The sequence below is a fragment of the Dechloromonas hortensis genome, assembly GCF_009469765.1.
GTDB lineage: Bacteria > Pseudomonadota > Gammaproteobacteria > Burkholderiales > Rhodocyclaceae > Azonexus > Azonexus hortensis.
This window is the reverse complement of sequence record NZ_SSSQ01000004.1, coordinates 101,042-122,930: the sequence shown is the minus strand read 5'-3', so window position 1 is coordinate 122,930 and position 21,889 is coordinate 101,042. Positions and strand designations below refer to the sequence as shown.

Sequence of the window (21,889 nt, the reverse complement as noted above, 5' to 3'; positions counted from 1 at the left end):
CGCGATGGCTGGATCAGTCCGCGTCTGGCGCTCGCCGTCTTTCTCGGCGTGCTGCTGCTGGCGCCGCTGGTGCTGCCCGAGTTCTACGTCACGCTGCTCAACTACGTCGGCCTCTCGGCCCTGGTCGCCCTTGGCCTGGTGCTGCTGACCGGGGTCGGCGGCTTGACCTCCTTCGGCCAGGCGGCTTTCGTCGGCCTCGGCGCCTACACCACGGCCTGGCTGACCAGCTCGAGCGAACTGCCGGCCTGGCTGGCTTTCGCCGGCGGTTCGCCGTGGGCCGCGCTGGGCGTCGGCCTGCTGCTGACGGCGACGGTGGCGGTAATCCTCGGTTCGGTGACGCTCAAACTGTCCGGCCACTACCTGCCGCTCGGCACCATGGCCTGGGGGATCAGCCTGTTCTTCCTGTTCGGCAACATGGAATTCCTCGGTGGCCATGCCGGCCTCTCCAACCTGCCGGCGATCAGCCTCTTCGGTTTCGAACTGCTCGACAACCGCTATTACTACTACCTGGTCTGGGCCTTCGTGCTGGCCGCGTTGTTCACCACCAAGAACCTGCTCGATTCCCGCGAAGGCCGCGCCATCCGGGCCCTGAAGGGCGGCATGGTGATGGCCGAGGCGATGGGGGTCGATACCTCGCGGGCGCGCATGGTGATCTTCGTCATCGCCGCGCTGCACGCCTGTGCCGCCGGCTGGCTCTATGCCCACCTGCAGCGCTTCGTCAATCCGACACCCTTCGGCCTGCACATCGGCATCGAGTACCTGTTCATGGCCGTCGTCGGCGGTGCCGGACAGGTCTGGGGGGCGCTGGTTGGGGCCGGGGTGATCACCGTCCTCAAGCAATGGCTGCAAGACATCCTGCCCAAGCTGTTCGGTTCGGCCGGTCATTTCGAAGTCATCGTCTTCGGCCTGCTGATGATCGTCGTCCTGCATCGGGCCCGCGACGGCCTATGGCCGCTGCTCGCCCGCCTGGTGCCGGTGCGCAGCGAAATCAAGGCGATTGACGGCGCGGCCGCGCCGCTGCCGAAGAAGGCGCAGCCGCCGCATGGCGAAGTGATTCTCGAAGCCAAGGCGGTGACCCGCAAGTTCGGCGGCCTGGTCGCCAACAACAACATGAACCTGCATGTTCAGGCCGGCGAGATCCTCGCCCTGATCGGCCCGAACGGCGCTGGCAAGAGCACGATGTTCAACCAGTTGTCCGGCGTCGATACGCCGACCTCCGGCGAAATCCTCTTCCGCGGCCAGCCGGTGGCCGGCCACACCTCGCGCGAAATCGCCGCCCTCGGCATGAGCCGTACCTTCCAGCATGTGCGCCTGCTACCCAACATGAGCGTGCTGGAAAACGTCGCCATCGGCGCCCACATGCGCGGCAGCCAGGGCGTGCTGGCGGCGGCCTGGCGCCTGGACCGGGCCGAGGAAGCCCGTCTGCTGCGCGAAGCGGCGCTCCAGGTCGAACGGGTCGGGCTCGGCGAGTTCATGCACGTCGAAGCCGGCAGCCTGGCGCTCGGCCAGCAGCGCATCCTCGAAATCGCCCGCGCCCTGTGTTCCGACCCCTGCCTGCTGCTGCTCGACGAACCGGCGGCCGGCCTGCGCCTGAAGGAAAAGCAGGCGCTGGCCGAACTGCTGAAGCGCCTCAAGTCGGAAGGCATGGCAGTGCTGATCGTCGAGCACGACATGGATTTCGTGATGAGCCTGGTCGACCGCGTCGTGGTCATGGAATTCGGCGAAGAGATCGCCACCGGGCTGCCGGAGGAAGTGCAGTGCGATCCGGCGGTGCTCGAAGCGTATTTAGGGGGCGTTGCGGCATGAGCAAGAACGTATTGGAAGTGAAGGATCTCTCGGTCGCCTATGGCAAGGTCGAGGCGGTCAGCAAGCTCAGCCTGGAAGTGGGCGAGGGCAAGATCGTCACGGTGATCGGCCCGAACGGCGCCGGCAAGACGACGACGCTGTCGGCCATCATGGGCCTGCTGCCGTCCTCGGGTGAGGTCGCTTTCGACGGCAGCATCGAACAGGTGCCGGAAGTCGAGCGCATGGTCGTCCGTGGCATGAATCTGGTGCCGGAGAAGCGCGAGCTGTTCGGCACCATGACGATCGAGGACAACCTGCTGCTCGGCGCTTTCCAGCGTAACCGGCACGGCCATCGCGACCATCTGCAGACGATGGAGGAGGTCTACGCGCTCTTCCCGCGCCTGAAGGAACGCCGCCAGCAGCAGGCCGGCACGATGTCGGGCGGTGAACGCCAGATGCTGGCCGTCGGCCGCGCCCTGATGGCCAAGCCCAAGCTGCTGATGCTCGACGAACCCAGCCTCGGCCTGGCGCCGCTGATCGTCCGCGAAATCTTCCGCATCATTTCGGAACTGCGCCGGCGCGGCGTTTCCATCCTGCTCGTTGAGCAGAATGCCCGCGCCGCGCTGCAGGTTGCCGACTACGCCTACGTGCTGGAAAACGGCGCGGTCAAGATGCAGGGCGAGGCCGAGATGCTGCGCAACGATCCGCGCGTCATCGAAAGTTACCTCGGCCTGGCCAGCAAGCACCAGGAACTGCTGTCGACCTGACAGCCTTTGGAGAAAACCATGCAAGCACTTCACATCATCGGCGAGGAGCACCAATCCCTGGCGGGCATCCTGCATGCCATCCGCTTCATGCTCAAGGCGGTTTCGGCCGGCCAGCTCGAAGCCGACCTCAAGCTCTTCCAGGCGATGGTGCATTACCTCGACGCCTATGCCGAGAAGCGCCATCATCCGAAGGAGGATCTGCTCTTCCGGCGCCTGCAGCTACGGACGACGGAAGGCGCCGAGGCGCTGGCCAAACTGGGAGCCCAGCATGCCGACGCGCCGCTGCGGATGGCGGCGCTTGAGCAGGCGCTGGCCGGCTTCGTCGCCGACCCCGGCCGCTTTGACGATTTCGCCCGGGCCTTCGAGCGCTATGCCGAGTTCTACCGGGAGCACATGATGCTGGAGGAGGACATCGTGCTGCCGCTGGTCCGGAAGTATCTGACAGAGGCGGACTGGGTTGCGGTGAACCGCGATTTTCTGGCCGAAATGGCCACCAATTCCGGCCAGGATGGCGCCACGGAAAATTTCTCGGCGCTCTTCTCGCGCCTGGTTGATTGCGCCCCGGCGCCGATCGGCTTCGGCCCCCGGCCATTCAGCAACTAAAAACAAGCAGTTATTCAAGAAAGGAAACACCCCATGAGCACAACAAGCCTGAGCGAAGCCGCCACCAGCAAGTTCGTCCGCATCCAGGAAGGCGACCTCGACCTGCAATTGCATTACAACGACTGCGGCAGCGGCGCCGAAACGGTGGTCATGCTGCACGGTTCCGGCCCTGGTGCCAGCGGCTGGGCCAACTTCAACCGCAACGTCGAGCCGCTCGTCGCGGCCGGCTACCGGGTGATCCTGATGGACTGTCCGGGCTGGAGCAAGAGCGATCCGATCATCTGCACCGGTTCGCGCTCCGAACTCAATGGCCGCGCCCTGAAGGGGCTGCTCGATGCCCTCGACCTCGAACGTGTCCATATCATCGGCAACTCGATGGGCGGCCACAGTGCCGTCGCCTTCGCGCTGGCCAACCCGTCCCGCGTCGGCAAGCTGGTGCTGATGGGCGGCGGGACCGGCGGCCCGAGCCAGTTCGTGCCGATGCCGACCGAAGGCATCAAGCTGCTACAGGGCCTGTACCGCGAGCCGAGCATCGACAACTTGAAGAAGATGATGGCGGTTTTCGTCTTTGATTCGAGCAGCCTGACCGAAGAGCTCTACCAGGCCCGCCTCGACAACATGATGTCGCGCCGCGACCACCTGGAAAACTTCGTCAAGAGCCTGGCCGCCAATCCGAAGCAGTTCACCGACTATGGCCCGCGCCTCGGCGAAGTGACCGCCCCGGCGCTGGTCATCTGGGGCCGTGACGACCGCTTCGTGCCGATGGATGTCGGCCTGCGCCTGCTTTGGGGCATGCCGAATGCCGAGCTGCATATCTTCAATCGCTGCGGTCACTGGGCGCAATGGGAGCATGCCGACAAGTTCAATCGCATGGTGCTCGATTTTCTGGAGCACTGAGCCGGGCATCTTCTGCCGAGCTACCTTGGCCGCCTTGTGCGGCCATTTTTTTGAGACTGAAAACGGCCGTTTGCCTGGTATTTCTGGTCGCGGTAATCGTGGTCGATTCGTGGCAGACTAAAGACCTTGCATCAATTCGTGGTTTATCCCTATCGCTTTCCATAGAAATATGGATAATCCCACGCTAATAAATTTAGCAGTTTTAAAATATTAAGCCGCTGGAGAAATAGATTTGGAGAAAACCTGCGTTCTGGTGGTCGATGACGAGCCGATTGGTCGCGAGACGCTGGCCGAGAATCTGAGCGAAGAGGGCTATCAGGTCGTCGAAGCCGAATCCGGCGAGGCCGCCTGGCGCCTGATCGATGCGAAGCCGGAGCGCTTCGACGCCATCTTGCTTGATCGCATGATGCCGGACATGGATGGCATCGAAATTCTCCGTCGGGTCAAGATGCGGCCGGACATGATGCATGTGCCGGTCATCATGCAGACCGGCATGACGGCCGATAGTGATGTCCTCGAGGGCCTCCAGGCCGGTGCCTACTATTACCTGACCAAGCCGTTCTCGGCCGATACGCTGCTCGCCATCGTCGCTGCCGCGACCCGCGACTATCGCGGCCACAAGGAACTGGCCGAGGAGGTGCAGCGGCAAAACCGGACGCTTTCCTGCCTGGTCCAGGCCCGCTTTCTTTTCCGGACGCCGGATGACGCCCGCAACCTCGCGGCCCTGGCCGCCAACGCGGCGCCCGAGCCGGGTCGGGTGGTACTCGGTCTTTCCGAACTGATGCTGAACGCCGTCGAGCATGGCAATCTCGCTATCGGCTACGATGAAAAAACGCGCCTGATCGAAGAGGGGGCCTTGCACGACCAGATCGCGCATCGCCTCGCGACGGCCGAGCTTGGCGCTCGCCAAGCCGAACTGGTCATCGAGCGGGCAGGCGATGAACTGGTTTTCGTGATCCGCGATCAGGGGGCCGGCTTCGATTGGCGGGCCTATCTCGAGATGAGTCCGGACCGCGCTTTCGATACCCACGGTCGCGGCATCGCGATGTCGCGGATGATCAGCTTCGACAGCCTCGAATATTGCGGTCGTGGCAACGAGGTCAAGGCCGCGATCAGGCTGCCGGCCGCCTGAGGCAGGCGGCACCCAGGGGCACGGCAGCCTGCCGTGCCTCGCTCAGGCCGGCTTGAGGCTGGCCAGGGCTGATTCCAGCTGTTGCAGCGCCAGCGGAAAATCGTAATTGTTCAGGGCGCGACCGAAGGCCGGGTAGGTGTCGCCCAGCGTCTGTTTCAATATGTCGGCCAATTGCCGGCTCATTTCCTGCGATTGCAGATCGTCTTCGGCGAGCAGTCGCCGCAACTGCAGCAGTTGTTCGCGCGCCTTTTCCGGATCGACCGGCGTTACCGTGGCGACCAGCGTGTCCAGTTCCCGGTGCAGGATGGCGCAGGTTTGTTGATGCACCTTTTCCAGTTCGCCAGCCAGGGCACTGAGTTGCTCGGCAGCCTGTTCCTCGCGCAGGGCGCGGTCGAGGGCGGCTGCGGCATGCTGTATGCCACTCAGGCCAAGCATGCCGGCCGTCCCTTTTTGCGTGTGAGCGAGGCGGCGCGCTGTGCCGAGGTCGCCTTCGTTCAGGCTGCGGCGGATGTCGACCGGCGCCTTGCCATGATGGCCGAGGTATTTTTGCAGCAGTTCGAGATAGCGGGTGGTTTTGCCATTGAGCGAGGCGAGGCCGCTGCCGGTGTCGAAACCGGGTTGCTGATTCAGGCGTTCGAGAATGGCGAGCGAGGTGGCGTCGGGCTGGGGGGCTATGGGCAAGGCCACAGGCTGGGCAGTGCCGGCGCTGGCCGGTAGCCAGTTGATCAGGTTCTTGTAGAGAATGTCCGGGCTGACCGGCTTGGCAATGTGGCCGACCATGCCCGCCGCCAGGCAGGCGGTGCGGTCTTCGTCGAAGGCATTGGCGGTCATCGCCAGAATCGGCACGGTCGACCGGCCGGGTAGCGCCAGAATGCGGCGGCTGGCCTCCAGGCCGTCCATCACCGGCATCTGCATGTCCATCAGGATCAGGTCGTAGGCGGTGTTCTTCGCCATGTTGACCGCCTGCTCGCCGTTGCCGGCGAGATCGACCGTCAGGCCGGCATGGCGGAGCAGTTCGCTGGCCACTTCCTGGTTGACCGGGTCGTCCTCGGCAAGCAGGACGCGCTGGCCACTGTGCAGGCGGCTGATTTTTGCCTCGAAATCGAGGTCGACCGCCGGATTCGGCGTCGGCGCCGGCCGGGGGGCGACCAGGCGCAGCCGGGCGGTCATCCAGAAGGTGCTACCTTGCCCCGGCGTGCTCTGCATGCCGGTATCGCCCCCCATCATCCGTGCCAGTTGGCGGCTGATGGCGAGGCCGAGGCCGGTGCCGCCGAAGCGGCGGGTGGTCGAGTCGTCGGCCTGTTCGAACGGGCGGAACAGACGGGCCTGGATGGCCGGTTCGATGCCGATGCCACTGTCTTCGACTTCGCAGCGCAGCAGTACCTGCTGCTCATGTTGTTCGGCCAGGCCGACCCGCAACTGGATCTGCCCGTGCTCGGTAAATTTGATGGCGTTGGAGAGGAAATTGAGCAGTATCTGCTGCAGGCGTTTCGGGTCGCCATGGACGGTGGCCGGCAGGGCGGGATCGATCACGGCTTCGAGCTGCAGCCCCTTGTCGCGGGCTCGGTAGTCGATCATGGTCAAGGTGTCGGCGATCAGCTTGGCCGGTTGAAAGTCGCTTTCTTCCAGTTGCAGCTTTTCGGCCTCGATTTTCGAGATGTCGAGAATGTCGTTGATCACCGACAGCAGATGCTGGGCTGAGTCGGAAACACGGCCGAGGCGCTCCTTCTGGGCGGCATCGCCGGCATCACGGCGGAGCAGGTGGGTGAGCCCGATCACGGCGTTGAGCGGCGTCCGGATCTCGTGGCTCATATTGGCCAGGAAGGCGCTCTTGGCACGGCTGGCCCGTTCGGCCTGTTCCTTGGCCGCAGCCAGTTCGTGGGTGCGGGCCTCGACCATCGCTTCCAGCCGGCGCCGGTACTCGACCAGTTCGGCTTCGGCCTGGCGTCGTTCGGTGACATCGGAGGTGAAACCAAGGATGTGCGGCACGCCGTCGATATCGATCAGGGCGGCCGACATTTCGACATTGCGCAGCTTGCCGTAGCGGTCCCGCCAGAGGCCTGCCTGGTTGAGCAGGGTGCCTTGTTGCATCAGCTTCTCGACCCACTGGCGGCGGGCTTCCGGGTTGGGCCAGATGCCGATTTCGAGCGCCGTTTTGCCGAGCATTTCCGCCCGCTGCCAGCCGAAGAAATCCAGGTAGTTATCGTTGACGTCGACAAAGCGACCGTCGTCGGCGCGGACGATCGAGGCGGCCAGCGGGCTGGCGTTGAAGGCGATGCGGAAACGCTCCTGCTCGGCCCGGGTGGCGGTTTCCACCTCCAGCAACTGGCGATAGCGTTGCGCCCCGAGGCGCTGGTGGATGAAGCCAAAGACGCCGGCAGCGGCGAGCAGCAGGCCGCCGATCAGGGCGAGAATCAGGCGCGAGGCGCTGGTCCAGCCGGAGAGCGCCTCGGCCCTGGCCACCTTGGCGATGATGTACCACGGCGAGTCGGGAATGGCCTGGACCGAGGCAATGACCGGTACGCCGGCATAGTCGTGGCCTTCGACGACACCGGTCTTGCCGCCGAAGACGGCCTGGATCGACGGTACGTCGCGCTGGGTATTCGGCACGCGCAGTTGCAGCGGGGCATTGGCGCGATTGCGCAATTGGTTGAGAAAGATGACCTGGTCCTCGTCCCGGCGGACGAGCAGGGTTTCCGCGGTCTGGCTGGGCAGCGGCCAGGATTGCAGTACCGGGTAGATGAAGGTGCGCGGATCGAGTTGCAGGATGATTGCCCCGATCCGGCGCGTCCGCTGGCCTTCGACAATGCTCAGCGGGGCGACGACATCGGCGTGAATCAGGCCGTTTTCCGGGTCCGGGTGAAAGTCGTTCAAAGCAGCCCGGCGTTGGCTGGCAGCCATCTCCAGGGCCAGAAACAGGCCGTCCTGCAAGTGGCCGCGGCGGTCGCTCGAACTGATCCGGACATTGCCGTCGTTGTCGAGGAGCAGCACGTCGAAATACTGGTAGTTCTGTTTCAGGGAAGCGAGTTGGTTACGCAGGCGTTTTTCGAGGCGCGGGCTGCCCTCGGCAAACCATTGTTCGACCAGTTCGGCCAGTGAAGTGTTGTCGACCAGGATCTGGCCGTCGGCAATCCGTTCGCGTCGCCATTCGATGATCTGCTGCGATTTCAGTTCGCTGACGGCGCGCAATTGATCGCCCGCGTGGGTGATCTGCTGCTGCTGCTCGCTCAGATAGAAGGCGGTGCCGCCGGCGGCAAGCAGCAGCAGGACCAGACCGAGGGCCGGGAAGTACCAGCGCGGTGGCCGGTGCTCGGCGGCTTGCTCAGCCATGATCGGCGGCCAGCAGGGCGAGCGCGGCTTCGAAATCGAAGGCGTTGACGGCTGCCATGAAGGCCGGGAAGCGGCTGGCCAGCTCATGTTTGAGCAGGGCCGTGTTTTGCGCGACGATGGCCTGGCAGCCCAGTTCGCCTTCCTTGAGCTGGCTAGCCAGGTCGCTCAGCAAGGCAAGGCGGGTCGCTTCATCCGGCAAGACGGTCGAGCTGTCGGCGAGGGTCGGGGTTTCGACGGGTAGCACGACGTGCAGGGCGGCGCGGAGTTCGGTGAAACGGGCGGCGCAATCGGCGATCAGGGTGTCGATGACGATTGCTGCCTGTTGGTCGCGGATGGCGGTTTCGAGGCTGGCCGCCGCCTGCTGAATCGCGGTGGCGCCGAGAGTGCCGGCGGCTCCCTTGAGCGAATGGGCGAGACGGCGTGCTTCGCCGTGCTGGCCAGAGAGCAGTTGCTGGTGGATGTTGGCAAAGTCCTCGCCATGGCTGCTGGAGAACTTGCCGAGCAGACGACAGTAGCTGGGCAGGCGGTCACGTACCGCTTGCAGGCCAAAGCGGGCATCCAGCCCGGGAATGTTGGCCAGGGCGCCGCGTAGTGCCTGGTCGTCGGCCGGCGGGGGCGCCCCGGGCTTGCTCGCCTTGTCCGGCGAGATCGAACCCGGCGCCAGCCAGCGGGCGAGGGCGGCGAACAGCACCTCGGGATCGACCGGCTTGGCGACGTGGTCGTTCATGCCGGCCGCCAGGCAGGTTGCCCGGTCTTCGTCGAAGGCGTTGGCGGTCATCGCCAGGATCGGTACGCTCGCCCAGCCGGGCAGGGCGCGAATCCGCCGGGTTGCTTCGAGGCCGTCCATGACCGGCATCTGCATGTCCATCAGGATCAACTGGTAGCTTTGCTGGCGAGCCTTGGCCAGCGCTTCGGCGCCGTCACGGGCGATATCGACGCGCAGGCCGACGCTGCGCAGCAGGTCGCTGGCGACTTCCTCGTTGATTGCGTTGTCTTCGACGAGCAGGATGCGGGCGCCGGCATGGCGGCTGCTGATTGCGTTTTCGCTGAGCAGGCGGTCGCTTTTGCCGATGCCCTGATCCAGCACTGTCGGCAGCGGCTGCAGGCGGGCCGTGAACCAGAAGGTGCTGCCCTTGCCCGGCGTACTGTTGACGCCGACCGCGCCATCCATCGCTTCGGCCAGCCGACTGCTGATGGCGAGGCCGAGGCCGGTGCCGCCGAAGCGGCGGGTGGTCGAGCTGTCGGCCTGTTCAAAGGGAATGAACAGCCGGGATTGAGTATCGGCGGAAATGCCGATGCCGGTATCGCGGACTTCGCAGCGCACCAGCAGGCCATCCTCGTTCTCGTGAATGAGGCGGGCGGCCAGCGTGATCTGGCCGTCCTCGGTAAATTTGACGGCGTTGGACAGAAAATTGAGCAGGATCTGTTGCAGGCGCAGCGGATCGCCGAGCAGCATTTCGGGCAGGTCCGGATCGATGTCGCAAAAGACCGGCAGGTGTTTGGCTTCGGCCCGTTCGGCGATCAGTGCCCGGGTGCCCATGAAGACCTCGGGTAGCGAGAAGGCGGTTTTTTCCAGGGTCAGCTTGCCGGCCTCGATTTTCGAGAAATCGAGCACGTCGTTGATGATCGACAGCAGGTGTTGCGCCGCATCGGCCACCTTGATGAGGCGGGCACGCTGTTCCGGGTCGGTGCTGTCGCGCTGGGCGAGGTGGGTCAGACCCATGATGGCGTTCATCGGGGTGCGGATTTCGTGGCTGATGTTGGCCAGGAAGGCGCTCTTCGCCCGGCTGGCCGATTCGGCGGCGTTCTTGGCGGCAATCAGTTCGGTCGTCCGTTCGCCGACCAGCGCTTCAAGATGCAGGTGATAGCGATCGAGTTCGGCGGCCAGGCGCTTTTTCTCGGTGATGTCTTCCTTGATCGCCAGGTAATGGCTGATCTTGCCGTCGGGCTGGCGGACCGGCGAAATGATGGCGAATTCCTCATACACCTCGCCATTCTTGCGCTGGTTGACGAATTCGCCACGCCAGGTTTCGCCCCGCTCCAGGACGGACCACAAATCGACGAAGGTGGCGGCCGGCGTCCGGCCGGAATGCAGGACTTTCGGGTTGGCGCCGATGACTTCATCGCGCTCGTAACCGGTAACGCGCAGGAAGGCGTCGTTGACGTACTCGATTTCGGCCCGGGTATTGGTGATGACGATGCTGTGCGGGCTCTGCTCGATGGCCAGCGAGTGCTGGCGCAACTGGTCTTCCGCCTGGCGGCGCTGGGTGATGTCCTGGATGGTGCCGAACATCTGGTCCACCCGTCCGTCCTCGCCGAGCCTGATCTCGCCGATGCCGTGCACGTAGCGGACGGCGCCGTCGTTGCGGCGGACGATGCGGTACTCGATGTCGAAATGCGGGTTGCCGGCGCGGACCAGGGCGCGGTTGTAGGCGGTCAGCATCGGACGATCGTCGGGGTGCACGATCTCCAGCCAACTGCTTCTCGAGCGGACGAAGCCGGTATCGATGCCGAATATTTCGTCGAGCATCGCCGAGCTGCTCCAGTGGTCGAGCCGCGGGTCAAACTGGAAATGGCCGAGGCGGGCCATCCGTTCGGCCTGCCGCAGATTGGCTTCGCGGCGAAGGAGTGCAGCCCGCGAGCGGTGCATCGAGAGGCCGACGCCGAGTTCGCTGGCCAGATCGCAGAGCAGCGGAATTTCGTCGTCGGAAAAGGCATCAACCTCGCTGGAGTAGAGATTGAAGGCACCGATGACCTGGCCGTCGATGCGCAGCGGCAGCGAGGCCGAAGAGCGCACGCCGGCACGCTGGGCAAAGCCGCGCCAGCGTTCGTAGTTCGGGTCGCTCATCGTATCGTGGGTGATTGCCGGCACACCGGTGCGGATGGCGCGGCCGGTCGGCCCCTGGCCGCTTGGTACATCGGCCCAGCTGATCTCCAGTTGGCTCACCGTGCCTGGTGGAAAGCCGGATTCGGCGAGCGGGATGACCCGCTTTTCGCTGTCGTGCATGGCCTGGGCGATCCAGGCCCGATCGTAGCCGCCGATGTCGACGGCCAGACTGCAAATTTCTTCCAGCATCGCCGTTTCATCGTCGTGCCGGATCAGGGCCTGGGCGGCACCGCTCAGCAGGCGCATGGCCCGGTTATGCCGATCCTGCCGTTCGCTGGCCCGGCGTCGTTCGCCGATATCGGTCAGGATGCCGGCGGTCAGTTGCGGCTCGCCCTGCGCCCCGCGTTCGATGACGCAGCCCCGGTCTTCGAGCCAGACCCAACTGCCGTCATCGCGCGCCATGCGGTATTCGGCGACGAAATGGGTGGTTTTGCCGTAATTTACGGTGTCGACCGCAGCATTCAGGGCGGGCCGGTCGTCCGGGTGGATACGGGCGCTCCAGTCGGCCAGCGTGCGCGGAGCGCTGGCTTTGCTGCTGCCGATCAGGCGCAGGGTGCCTTCGCTGAAAATGTAGCGGTCGGATTCGTGGTCGTATTCCCAATTGCCGGCGCCGGCTGCATCAAGTGCCATCTGCATATGGGCTTCGAGGCGCAGGCGGTCGCGTTCCTGATTGATCTTCTCCAGGGCCTCGTCGAGATGGCGGGCGGCGAGATGATCGAACAGCCGGCGCTGGCTGACGACGCCGGCGACATTGCCGGCCGCATCGAAAACGACCATGTGGCGCAGATGGTGGGCGCTCATCTTTTCCAGCGCTTCGGCCACCGGCTCCTCGATGGCGATGCCGATCACCGGCTGGCTCATCACCTGGCCGATCGAGATGCCGTCAAACTGCTGCTTGTCGCGCAGTAGCCTGGGAATGTCGCGTTCGGTCAGGATGCCGAGGGCGTGCCCGTTGTCGCTGACAATGACGTAGTCGGCGCCGCTGTCGACCATGCGGGCAATGGCGGCACTGAGCGGCGTTTCCGGCGCCAGGCGCGGCACATCGTGTTCCATCAGGCTGCTCAACGTCCGCAGGTGCTGGAAGATGTCGATGCCGATATGGAGGCGAAAGTCGGTGTCGCTGACCAGGCCCAGCGTCCGGCCGTTGTCGTCGACGATGACCAGGTGGTGGATGTGCTGCTGCATCGCCAGGTGCCGGGCAGCGTACAGGTTCATACCCGCTTCGGCGGTGATCAGCGGGCGCGACATGATCTGTTCGACCGGCGTCGTGAGTGGCAGCAGTTCGTTGAGGCTGCGCACGATATCGGTTTCGGTGACGATGCCGACCGGCTTGCCATCGATCTCGACGAGCAGGCTGGAGACCCGCACTTCGGCCATGCGTCGGGCTGCTTCGTGCAGAGTCTGGCCGGGAGGGGCGCTGTGCACGCGGCGGGACATCACGTCGGCGAGGGTCGCGAAAGAGTTTTTTTTCATTGCGAGCGGGCCGGGAGCAGGGCAGCGGCATCGGCCAACGCGCTGGAAATGGCTGGAATCGTGCGTTGTTGCGCGTCGTCGAGGGCGGTACGTAGTGCTTCGATTTCGCCGGCCGGCAGGTCGGCCCGCAGGCCTGCTTCGAGCTGCGCGGCCGCGCGCTGGATGGCGGTAATGCCGAGCGTACCGGCGGCGCCTTTCAGGGTATGGGCGGCCCGGATGGCCTCGGCCTGGAGGCTGGCATCGAGCAACTGGGCAATGATTGCCGGGTCGTCGGCATGGGTCTGGGCAAAGATGCCGAGCAGCCTGATGTAGCTATGCAGGCGGCCGCGCACCGAGTTGAGGCCGAATTCGGGATCGAGGCCGTCGATCCGGGCCAGTGCCTGACGCAGATCGGTCATGGCGGGCGGCGGGTTGTCCGGGCTTGGCGGGCTGCTGCTTCCGGTCGGTTTGTCGGAGGGCGGCCGGGCGTTGACCGGCAGCCATTTGATCAGCGCGCTGTAGAGATGTTGCGGGTCCACCGGCTTGCCGATGTGCTCGTTCATGCCGGCTTCGAGGCAGCGTCGGCGGTCTTCGCTGAAGGCGTTGGCGGTCATCGCCAGGATCGGGACCTGACGGCCGCTGCCGGTCTCGGCCTGACGGATGGCGCGGGTGGCGGCGAAGCCATCCATGATCGGCATCTGCAGATCCATCAGGATCAGGTCGTAGTTCGTCTGGGCAGCCATTTCAACGGCTTTTTTGCCGTTCACCGCGACATCGGTTTCCAGGCCGACGGCCTGCAGCAACTCGATGGCTACTTCCTGATTGATCAGGTTGTCTTCGACGACCAGAATGCGGCGCTGGTGAAAGCGTTCGGCCAGCCAGGGCTCGCTGTTTTCGGGCAGCATCGGCACCGGGTCTTCGGCCCGGCTGGCCTGGCCCGTTCGCAGGCGGGCGGTGAACCAGAAAGTGCTGCCCTGGCCTGGCTCGCTGCTCAGGCCGGTTTCACCTCCCATCATGACGGCCAACCGGCGGGCGATGGCGAGGCCGAGTCCGGTGCCGCCAAAGCGCCGGGTGGTCGAGGTGTCGGCCTGCTCGAAGACCTCGAAGATACGGGCCTGCTGTTCGTGCGGGATGCCGATGCCGGTATCGCTGACGGCAAAGCGGACGAGCAGGCCGGCCGCCGTTTCTTCCTGCAGCGTGACGTTGATGCCGATTGTGCCGCACTCGGTGAATTTGACGGCGTTGGAGAGAAAGTTGAGCAGGATCTGGCCGATGCGTAGCGGGTCGCCGACCAGCACCGGCGGCAAGGCCGGATCGATCGCGCTGTGAAAGCTCAGGCCGCGCGAGCGGATGCGGTCGACGAGCAGGGCGTTGGTATTTTCAAGCAGGCGGGCCAGATCGAAGTCGCTGGGCGCCAGTTCCAGTTTGCCGGCCTCGATTTTCGAGATATCGAGAATCTGGTTGATGATCGCCAGCAGGTGCTGTGCGGCGTTGCCGACCTTGCCCAGGCGTTCAAGCTGCAGTGGATCTTCGGTGTTGCGCTCGGCGAGATGGGTGAGGCCGATGATGGCATTCATCGGCGTCCGGATCTCGTGGCTCATGTTGGCCAGGAAGGTGCTCTTGGCGCGGCTGGCCGCTTCGGCCGCTTCCTTGGCCGCCGCCAGTTCAGCGGTGCGGGCGTTGACCAGTTCTTCCAGGTGGTGGCGATGCTTTTCCAGTTCGATGCTGGCCTGGCGTTGTTCGGTGATGTCGTCGATGAAGGTGACGAGATGCGCAACACCGTCCATGTGGACGACTTCCGAAGAGATGTTGATCATTCGCCGGCGACCATCGTGGGTGACGCCGATGGTCTCGAAGTCGGCAATGCGGCCATCTTGGCGGATGATGTCGACCATCTTGATACGATCGGTTTCGCTGCCCCAAAGGCCGGCTTCAATCGTCGTCTTGCCGATCAACTGGGCACGTGACCAGCCATATTCGCGGAGCAGGCGTTCGTTGGCGTCAACCAGCTTGCCGTCGCTCATCCGGGTGATGCAGGCGGCGACAGGTGCGGCGCGGAAAGCGGTGGCCAGGCGCTCCTGTAACTGGCGGACTTCGTCCTCGGCGCGCTTGCGTTCGGAAATGTCGAGAATGAAGGCAAGGACGTAGGGCTGACCGCTGAGCGCGATCATTTCGGCGGAGACACTGACCGAGAGCGGCTGGCCATCGCGCTTCAGCCAGGTGGTCTGGTAGTCGCGCAGATGACCCCTGGCCTCAAGTTCCCGGCGCCAGGTTTCACGGGCCTCTTGGTCTGGCCAGAGGCCGATGTCGAGTGAGCTGCGGCCGAGCAGGTCGCTGCTTTCCCAGCCGAGCATCCGGGCGTAGCCGGGATTGACGTCGAGGTAGATGCCGCGGTCCGCCGTGCTCAGTGAAATTGCTGCCGGACTGGCGTTGAAGGCGACCTCGAAGCGCTCCTGCAGTTCATGCAGTTGTGAAATGTCGCGGCCGATGCCGATGACGCCGATCAGCTTGCCATGGGAGTCGCGCAGCGGCGCCTTGATTGTGTTGAGCAGTTCGCGATGGCCGTCGCTGGCAAACGTGACCCATTCCTCGTTGCTGCGCGGTGCGCCGGCGTTTAGTGCAGCCTTGTCGTTGGCGCGAAAAAAGTCGGCCAGTTCGCGGTCGACGAAATCGTAGTCGGTCTTGCCGCAAATCTCGTCGGCCGTGCTGCCGAAAAACTGGGTAAAACGTTTGTTGCAATTGAGATAGACGCCTTCGGTGTCCTTTAGCCAGATGAGGTCGGGAATGGTGTCGATCAGGGTGCGCAGTTGAGCACTTTCCTCTTCGACCTGGCGGGCGGCAAGGAGCGCTGCCTGCCGGGCCTGGCGCTCGAGTTCCTGGCGTTCATTGATGCGCTTGATCAGCGAATGAAGCAGCAGAGAGAGCAGAACGGCGGTGACGGCAACGAAGAACCAGCCCTTGATCATGCCGGCGATGGCCAGTTGGGCCGGGTCGGGCCAGAGATAGGCCGCCAGGTAATCGGACAGCAGTATCCATAGTGCGGCAACGATGACATAGGGCACCACGACCAGGGCGATGGCGCCGGTAGTGCTGGCTGAAATTTTGTCGTTATTTTGGCTCATGCGTGCTGCCGTCTCCGTGGCATGGGGCGCCGCTCAGTCGGAATAGGCGTCGGCAATGGCCTTGAAGGTCGGGAACTGATTGATGAAGGCGGCTACGACATCCGGATCGAAATGCGTGCCGTTGCCTTCAAGGATCATCGCCTTGGCTTGCTCGTAGGGAATCGCCGGCTTGTAGACGCGTTTGCAGATCAGGGCGTCGAAGACATCGGCCAAGGCCATCAGGCGGGCGGAGATCGGGATGGCGTCGCCGCTGCGCCCTTCCGGGTAGCCGCTGCCATCCCATTTTTCGTGGTGGAAGTGGGCGATTTCCTTGGCAAGGGAGAGAAATTCCACCGGCTTTTCGGCATCCTGCTCGGCCAGCTCAATGGCGTCGCTACCCAGCTTGGCGTGGGTTTTCATGATCTCCCACTCTTCCGGGGTCAGCTTGCCCGGCTTGAGCAGGATGTGGTCGGGAACGCCGACCTTGCCGATATCGTGCAGCGGCGCCGACTGGGCAAGGACATTGATGGTGCGGATATCGAGAAAATGGGAAAAGCGCGGGTGATCCTTGAGGCCGAGGGCCAGCGTCCGGACATATTCCTGGGTCCGCCGCAGATGGTTGCCGGTTTCCGGATCGCGGGTCTCGGCCAGGCGGGCCAGGGCGTGAATGCTGACCCGCTGGATCAACTGGTTTTCGCCCATCCGGCGGGCGACTTCGCCTTCCAGGAAGCTGTTCTGGTCGCGCAGGAAGTCGCGGGCCCGTTTCAGTTCCAGCTGGGTGCGGACCCGGGCGAGCACGATGGCCGGCCGCAAGGGCTTGGTGATGTAGTCGACGGCGCCACAATCGAGGCCGTGTTCCTCGTCTTCGGTCGCATCCATGGCGGTGACGAAAATGACCGGGATACCCTGGGTGATCGGATCGGCCTGCAGTTCGGCCAGCACGGCGTAGCCATCCATCTCCGGCATCATCACGTCGAGCAGGATGAGGTCGGGTGTCGGGTGGCCATGCGCAATCTGCAAGGCGCGTCGGCCGCCATTGGCGGCGCGGACCCGGTAAGTCGGCTGCAGCAGTTCGCCAAGAACGCTGAGATTCTCGGGCGTGTCATCAACAATCAGGATGGTTGGCTGGCCCTGTGCCATGGTGTCTCCCCTCTAGCCTCTGACGGACGCTGCTTTTCCGGATTATGGGCTTGTGCCGTGAATATTGCTATCGCGGAAAACCCTCTGCCGGGCAGGGGCCGCGGGTAATGATCAAGTGCTGCGCTGGGTGCCGACGATGCGGTGGTAAACGGCGAAACGCCTTTCGTCGATTTTTCCGGCGTTGACCGCAGCGGTCAATGCGCAGTCCGGTTCGCGGTTGTGCCGGCAGTCGCGGAAACGGCACTGGCCGAGATAGGGACGGAATTCGCGGAAGGCGTATTCGATTTCCTGGCGGTCGAGATGGCCGAGGCCGAATTCCTGCAGCCCCGGCGAGTCGATCAACTGGCTGTCGGCATCGAGATGGTAGAGCGTCGCGTGCGTCGTCGTGTGCTTGCCGGAATCGAGCGCCTGCGAGATTTCGCGGGTGGCGGCATTGGCCTCGGGAACCAGGGCATTGACCAGCGTCGATTTGCCCATGCCCGACTGGCCGACCAGCACGCTGGTCACGCCATGCAGTTCCGGACGGAGGTCTTCGGCATGCTTGAGGGCCGACAGTTCGACGATGCGGTAGCCGAGGTCGGCGAGCACCTTCAGGCGCTCGCGCGCGGCCGGCACGCGCTCGCTGAGGTCGCACTTGTTGAGGACAATTAGCGGCTCGATCTCCTCGCTCTCGGCGGCGAGCAGGGCGCGGGTGACCAGTTCGTCGGAGAAGGCCGGTTCGGTGGCGACGACGATAACCAGTTGATCGACATTGGCGGCAATCAGCTTCTGCTTGATTTCGTTGGAGCGGTAGAGCAGGCTGGTGCGCGGCTGGATGGCTTCGATGACGCCCTGGTCGTCCGAGGTTTGCTGGATATCGACACGGTCGCCGCAGGCGACATCGCTCTTCTTGCCGCGCGGAAAGCACGGCAGCAGCTTGCCGTCGGTCGTTTCGACCAGGTATTGGCGCCCGTGCGCGGCGACGACGCGGCCTTCCATCAGCGGGCCACCGTCTGTAGGCGGGCGATGCGCTGCGCCGCCGGCGGGTGGGAATCGTAGAACAGCGAATGCAGCGGGTCCGGCGTCAGCGTCGAGGCATTGTCCTCGTAGAGCTTGACCAGCGCCCGGACCAGGTCGCCGGCCGCGGCATGTTCGGCGGCATAGGCGTCGGCCTCGAACTCGTTGCGGCGCGATAGGTAGCTGCTCAGCGGATTGAGCGGGAAGGTGAAGACCGGAATGACGAGGAAGAACAGGATCAGCGCCAGCGCGGTGTTTTCGGCCGGTACGCCAAGGCCGTTGTAGAACCAGGGAGCGTCGATCAACTGGCCGAGCAGCCAGAGGAAAGCGAGCGAGGCGGCGAACATCAGCACGATGCGCTGCACGATGTGGTGGCGGCGGAAATGGCCGAGTTCGTGGGCGAGGACGGCTTCGATCTCGCTCGGCGCGAGGCGGGAGAGCAGGGTGTCGAAGAAGACGATGCGCTTGTTGTTGCCGAAGCCCGTGAAGTAGGCGTTGCCATGGCTGGAACGCTTCGAGCCATCCATCACGAACAGGCCGCTGGAGCGGAAGCCGCAGCGGGCGAGCAGGGCTTCGATGCGGGTCTTCATCTCGCCTTCCTCGAGCGGGGCGAATTTGTTGAAGAGCGGCGCGATCCAGGTTGGGTAGACGAACATGATCAGCAGGTTGAAGGCGCTCCAGAACAGCCAGACGTAGAGCCACCAGTAGTTGCCCATGGCGCCCATCAGCCAGAGCACGGCGAGGATGACCGGGGCGCCGATCAGTACGCCGATCAGCGCGTGCTTGAAGAGGTCGGCGAAGAACAGGCCGAGGCTCATCCGGTTGAAGCCGTGGCGGGCCTCGATGACGAACTGGCGGTAGAGGGAGAAGGGCAGGTCGACGAGGGCGGAGATCAGCATCACGCTGAAAATCATCGCCAGGCCGTAGCCCAGGCCGTCGAGGCGGGGCGACCAGAAAGCGTGCAGCGCGGCGATACCGCCGCCCAGTGTCAGGGCCAGCAGCAGGGCGCTGTCGGCCAGACTGCCGAGGATGCCGAACTTGCTGCGGTCGACCGTGTAATTGGCCGCTTTTTGGTGGGCGGCCAGCGAAATTCGCTCGGCAAAGTCGGCGGGTACCCGGTCGCGGTGGGCAATGACGTGGCGGATGTGGCGGCTGGTCAGCCACAGGCGTGCAGCCAGCGTCAGGATGACGGCGGCAATAAAGAGGAGGCTGAAGTTGGAGGTCACTAAACTGGGTGGCAAGCTGTGAGAAAATCCGGGTTTTCAAGAATTTGGGCAATTATATGGCAGGCAACGCAAACAACCTCGTCTGGCTGGACATGGAAATGACCGGTTTGAACCCGGATGGCGATCGCATCATCGAAATGGCGATGGTGGTGACCAATTCGGAACTGGAGATGGTTGCCGAGTCACCGTCCTGGGTGGTCCATCAAAGCGACGAAATTCTCGCCGGCATGGACGATTGGAACCAGAAAACGCATGGCCGTTCCGGCCTGATCGACAAGGTCAAGGCTTCGACCTTCGATGAGGCGACCGTCGAGGCGGCGGCACTCGAGTTCCTGAAAAAATATTCCTCCAAGGGCCATTCGCCGATGTGCGGCAACTCGATCGGCCAGGACCGCCGTTTCATGGCGCGCTACATGCCGACCCTGGAAAGCTTTTTCCATTACCGCAATCTCGATGTCAGCACGCTGAAGGAACTGTGCAAGCGCTGGCAGCCGGAGATCTACAAGGGTTTCAAGAAGAAGAGCAAGCACACGGCGCTGGCTGACATCTATGAGTCGATCGATGAAATGAAGTACTACCGGGAGCATTTTCTGAAGGGCTGATTGCGCTTCGTGCTGCTTGCCAAAGGGGCCGTGGGCCCCTTTTTTTCACCTATCCTGCGGTCAACGCTTGAAAAGGCGCATTTTTTCCTTGCGCTCGCTCGGCCGACTACCTTCCCAGACCTTGTTCCAGCTGCCATCCGGTGCCGCCAGTTCCTGACGGTTGGTGCCGCTGACCAGCAGCCAGTTGCATTTTTGTCCGGCCGGTGTCTCCAGCAGGAGCGGCTCGATTTCGACGAAGTAGGCGAGCGAGGCGCGCTGGGTGTCGCTCAGGCCGCGCTCGGCAATGCACCCATGCTTGTCCGGCAAGCTGCGGGCGATGGCCTGGGCGACCGGGCGGTAACTCTTGCCGTAGTCGAACCAGGGCAGGATCAGGGTCGTCGCGAGTAGCCAGAGGGCGGTAAAGCCCATCGTCCAATGCGTCAGGCTGCGGTAGGGCGAGCGTGGCGCGGTGACGATCAGCCAGATCCACCACAGCGTTGCGGCCAGGCCGACGAGTAGGGCCAGGATTTCGAAGTGGCCGACGAAGCCGGGGCGCAGGATGACCACCCGTTTCGCCAGCTTCTCCGGCCAGCCCAGTGCCATCGCCGACCAGCACAGCCAGACCAGAGCGACGAAGACGCTGAAAGTCATCATCGCGAACCAGTCGAAGGCATTGGCGGCGCCACGACGCAGGGTCAGCGCGCCCGGGGTGGCGAGCAGGGCTAGCGGCGGCAACAGTAGCAGGGCCGGAATTTCGCGCGGTCGATAGGCCAGCGCCAGCATCAGCAGGGTGATGAAGAAAAGGGCAAGCGGCAGTAACTGTGGCTTGGCGGCCAGGTGGGCACGTCGGGTCCACAAGGTCCAGCCGGCCAGCGGGATGGCGGGAAAGGCAAACCAGGGCAGCATCGACAGGAAGCGGCCGGCTCCCGAAAAGGAGAAAGGCGTCTTCAGCGGCGCCAGTTCGGTGGCCAGCCAGCCATGAAAACGTGCCGGCTCCAGGGCTAGCAGCAGCGCGGGCCAAGGCAGACAGAGCAGGGCGGCGATGGCAAGGCTGATGCCCAGAGTCCGTAGCGCCTTCTGGCGGTCCGGCGCCAGCCACCAGGCCAGTGGCAGGATGGCCAGGAGCGGCAGAACGGGGGCGAGGCCGGCGCCAAGCAGGCAGCCGGCAAGCGACAGTCCGTAGAAAATGCCGCTCAGGTGGGGGCGGCGTTCCATCGCGGCGAGGGCGCCGATACTGCCGCCGTAAGCCGCCAGGGCAACCAGCATGGGCTGGGCATCGTGGGCGTGAAAAAGCAGACCGGCACTGCCGGCCAGCAACAAGGGGCTGGCGGCGGCACTTTCCTGTCCGTACAGTTCGCGGCCGGCGTAATAGAGACCCATCAAGGCCAAGGTAAGCCACAGGCCACTGGCCAGACGCATCGCTTCGTGCATCGGCAGCAACCAGCCGAAGAGCTTGCCGGTCAGTGCGGCGCTCCAGTAATAGAGCGGCGGTTCGTGAAAGGGGCGGCCGGCCAGGTCGGGCGACAGCCAGTCGCCGTAGGACAGCATGTGCCAGGCGGCGCCGATATGGATCGCATCCTCGCCTTTCCAGGGGTCGCGTCCAAAGAGGCCGGCCAGCACGTAGAAGGCGAGCATGGCGGCGAGCACCCAGCCGGCCGGAGGCAGGCGGATGCCGCGACGAATCAGGGCGAGGAAATCAGGCATCGGTTCCAGAAATGAAAAAGGCAGCCATGAGGCTGCCTTTCATCGCGCAAATCCAGTGGATCAGGCAGCAGCCTTGCCGCGCATGGCGCCGAATTTCTGGTTGAACTTTTCAACGCGACCGGCGGTGTCGACGATCTTCTGCTTGCCGGTGTAGAACGGGTGGCAGAGCGAGCAGACTTCAACGTGGAAGGCTTGCTTGTTCATGGTCGAACGGGTCGTGAAAGTGCTGCCGCAGGAGCAGGTGACTTGCACTTCGTTGTAATTCGGGTGGATATCGGCTTTCATCTT

The 21,889-nt window shown here is 64.1% G+C and carries 14 protein-coding genes; 6 read left to right on the top strand and 8 right to left on the bottom strand.

The window, feature by feature from the left end; all coding sequences use genetic code 11:
* Window positions 1-12: 12 nt before the first annotated feature.
* The 5 genes from GH663_RS21170 to GH663_RS08730 all read left to right on the top strand — a co-directional run bounded on the left by GH663_RS21170 (window position 13) and on the right by GH663_RS08730 (window position 5,184).
* Entirely contained in the window at window positions 13-1,806 is a 1,794-nt protein-coding gene (locus tag GH663_RS21170; protein WP_246181547.1) for a branched-chain amino acid ABC transporter ATP-binding protein/permease, read from the top strand.
* A complete protein-coding gene (locus GH663_RS08745) occupies window positions 1,803-2,552 on the top strand; it encodes an ABC transporter ATP-binding protein (RefSeq protein WP_153131273.1) in 750 nt (249 codons plus the stop codon). Before GH663_RS21170 ends, GH663_RS08745 begins: the two co-directional genes overlap by 4 nt.
* 18 nt (window positions 2,553-2,570) lie before the next feature.
* Window positions 2,571-3,155, top strand: a complete 585-nt coding sequence (locus tag GH663_RS08740; RefSeq protein ID WP_153131272.1) for a hemerythrin domain-containing protein — start codon at window positions 2,571-2,573, stop codon at window positions 3,153-3,155.
* 33 nt (window positions 3,156-3,188) lie between these two features.
* Complete coding sequence (locus GH663_RS08735) at window positions 3,189-4,052, top strand: alpha/beta fold hydrolase (RefSeq protein WP_153131271.1); 864 nt, start codon at window positions 3,189-3,191, stop codon at window positions 4,050-4,052.
* 232 nt (window positions 4,053-4,284) lie between these two features.
* Window positions 4,285-5,184 carry a response regulator gene (locus GH663_RS08730; protein ID WP_153131270.1) on the top strand — a complete coding sequence of 300 codons (900 nt, stop codon included), beginning with the start codon at window positions 4,285-4,287 and terminating at the stop codon, window positions 5,182-5,184.
* A 42-nt stretch (window positions 5,185-5,226) separates the two neighbouring features.
* Here GH663_RS08730 and GH663_RS08725 read toward each other — a convergent pair whose 3' ends face one another.
* The 6 genes from GH663_RS08725 to GH663_RS08700 all read right to left on the bottom strand — a co-directional run bounded on the left by GH663_RS08725 (window position 5,227) and on the right by GH663_RS08700 (window position 19,331).
* Window positions 5,227-8,514, bottom strand: coding sequence for an ATP-binding protein (locus GH663_RS08725; RefSeq protein ID WP_170291383.1), 3,288 nt, complete (start codon window positions 8,512-8,514; stop codon window positions 5,227-5,229).
* Window positions 8,507-12,874 carry a CBS domain-containing protein gene (locus GH663_RS08720; protein WP_153131268.1) on the bottom strand — a complete coding sequence of 1,456 codons (4,368 nt, stop codon included), beginning with the start codon at window positions 12,872-12,874 and terminating at the stop codon, window positions 8,507-8,509. Before GH663_RS08720 ends, GH663_RS08725 begins: the two co-directional genes overlap by 8 nt.
* Complete coding sequence (locus tag GH663_RS08715) at window positions 12,871-15,975, bottom strand: PAS domain-containing hybrid sensor histidine kinase/response regulator (protein ID WP_153131267.1); 3,105 nt, start codon at window positions 15,973-15,975, stop codon at window positions 12,871-12,873. Before GH663_RS08715 ends, GH663_RS08720 begins: the two co-directional genes overlap by 4 nt.
* Window positions 15,976-16,008: 33 nt before the next feature.
* The gene (locus GH663_RS08710; protein WP_153131266.1) at window positions 16,009-17,094 is read right to left on the bottom strand and encodes a response regulator; all 1,086 of its coding nucleotides are present in this window, start codon (window positions 17,092-17,094) and stop codon (window positions 16,009-16,011) included.
* A gap of 111 nt (window positions 17,095-17,205) precedes the next feature.
* The gene (gene rsgA, locus GH663_RS08705) at window positions 17,206-18,072 is read right to left on the bottom strand and encodes a ribosome small subunit-dependent GTPase A (protein WP_153131265.1); all 867 of its coding nucleotides are present in this window, start codon (window positions 18,070-18,072) and stop codon (window positions 17,206-17,208) included.
* Window positions 18,072-19,331 carry a M48 family metallopeptidase gene (locus tag GH663_RS08700; protein WP_246181539.1) on the bottom strand — a complete coding sequence of 420 codons (1,260 nt, stop codon included), beginning with the start codon at window positions 19,329-19,331 and terminating at the stop codon, window positions 18,072-18,074. Before GH663_RS08700 ends, rsgA begins: the two co-directional genes overlap by 1 nt.
* Window positions 19,332-19,372: 41 nt before the next feature.
* Between GH663_RS08700 and orn the strand changes: the two genes are divergently transcribed.
* On the top strand, window positions 19,373-19,918 hold the full coding sequence (orn, locus tag GH663_RS08695; protein WP_066880624.1) for an oligoribonuclease: 546 nt from the start codon (window positions 19,373-19,375) through the stop codon (window positions 19,916-19,918).
* A gap of 60 nt (window positions 19,919-19,978) precedes the next feature.
* On the opposite strand, the gene GH663_RS08690 is transcribed toward orn, so the two are convergent.
* Window positions 19,979-21,601 (bottom strand): ArnT family glycosyltransferase, encoded by a 1,623-nt coding sequence (locus tag GH663_RS08690; RefSeq protein WP_153131264.1) that lies wholly within the window; start codon window positions 21,599-21,601, stop codon window positions 19,979-19,981.
* A gap of 60 nt (window positions 21,602-21,661) precedes the next feature.
* Window positions 21,662-21,886, bottom strand: coding sequence for a 50S ribosomal protein L31 (gene rpmE / locus GH663_RS08685; protein WP_066880620.1), 225 nt, complete (start codon window positions 21,884-21,886; stop codon window positions 21,662-21,664).
* Between the last annotated feature and the right edge of the window lie 3 nt (window positions 21,887-21,889).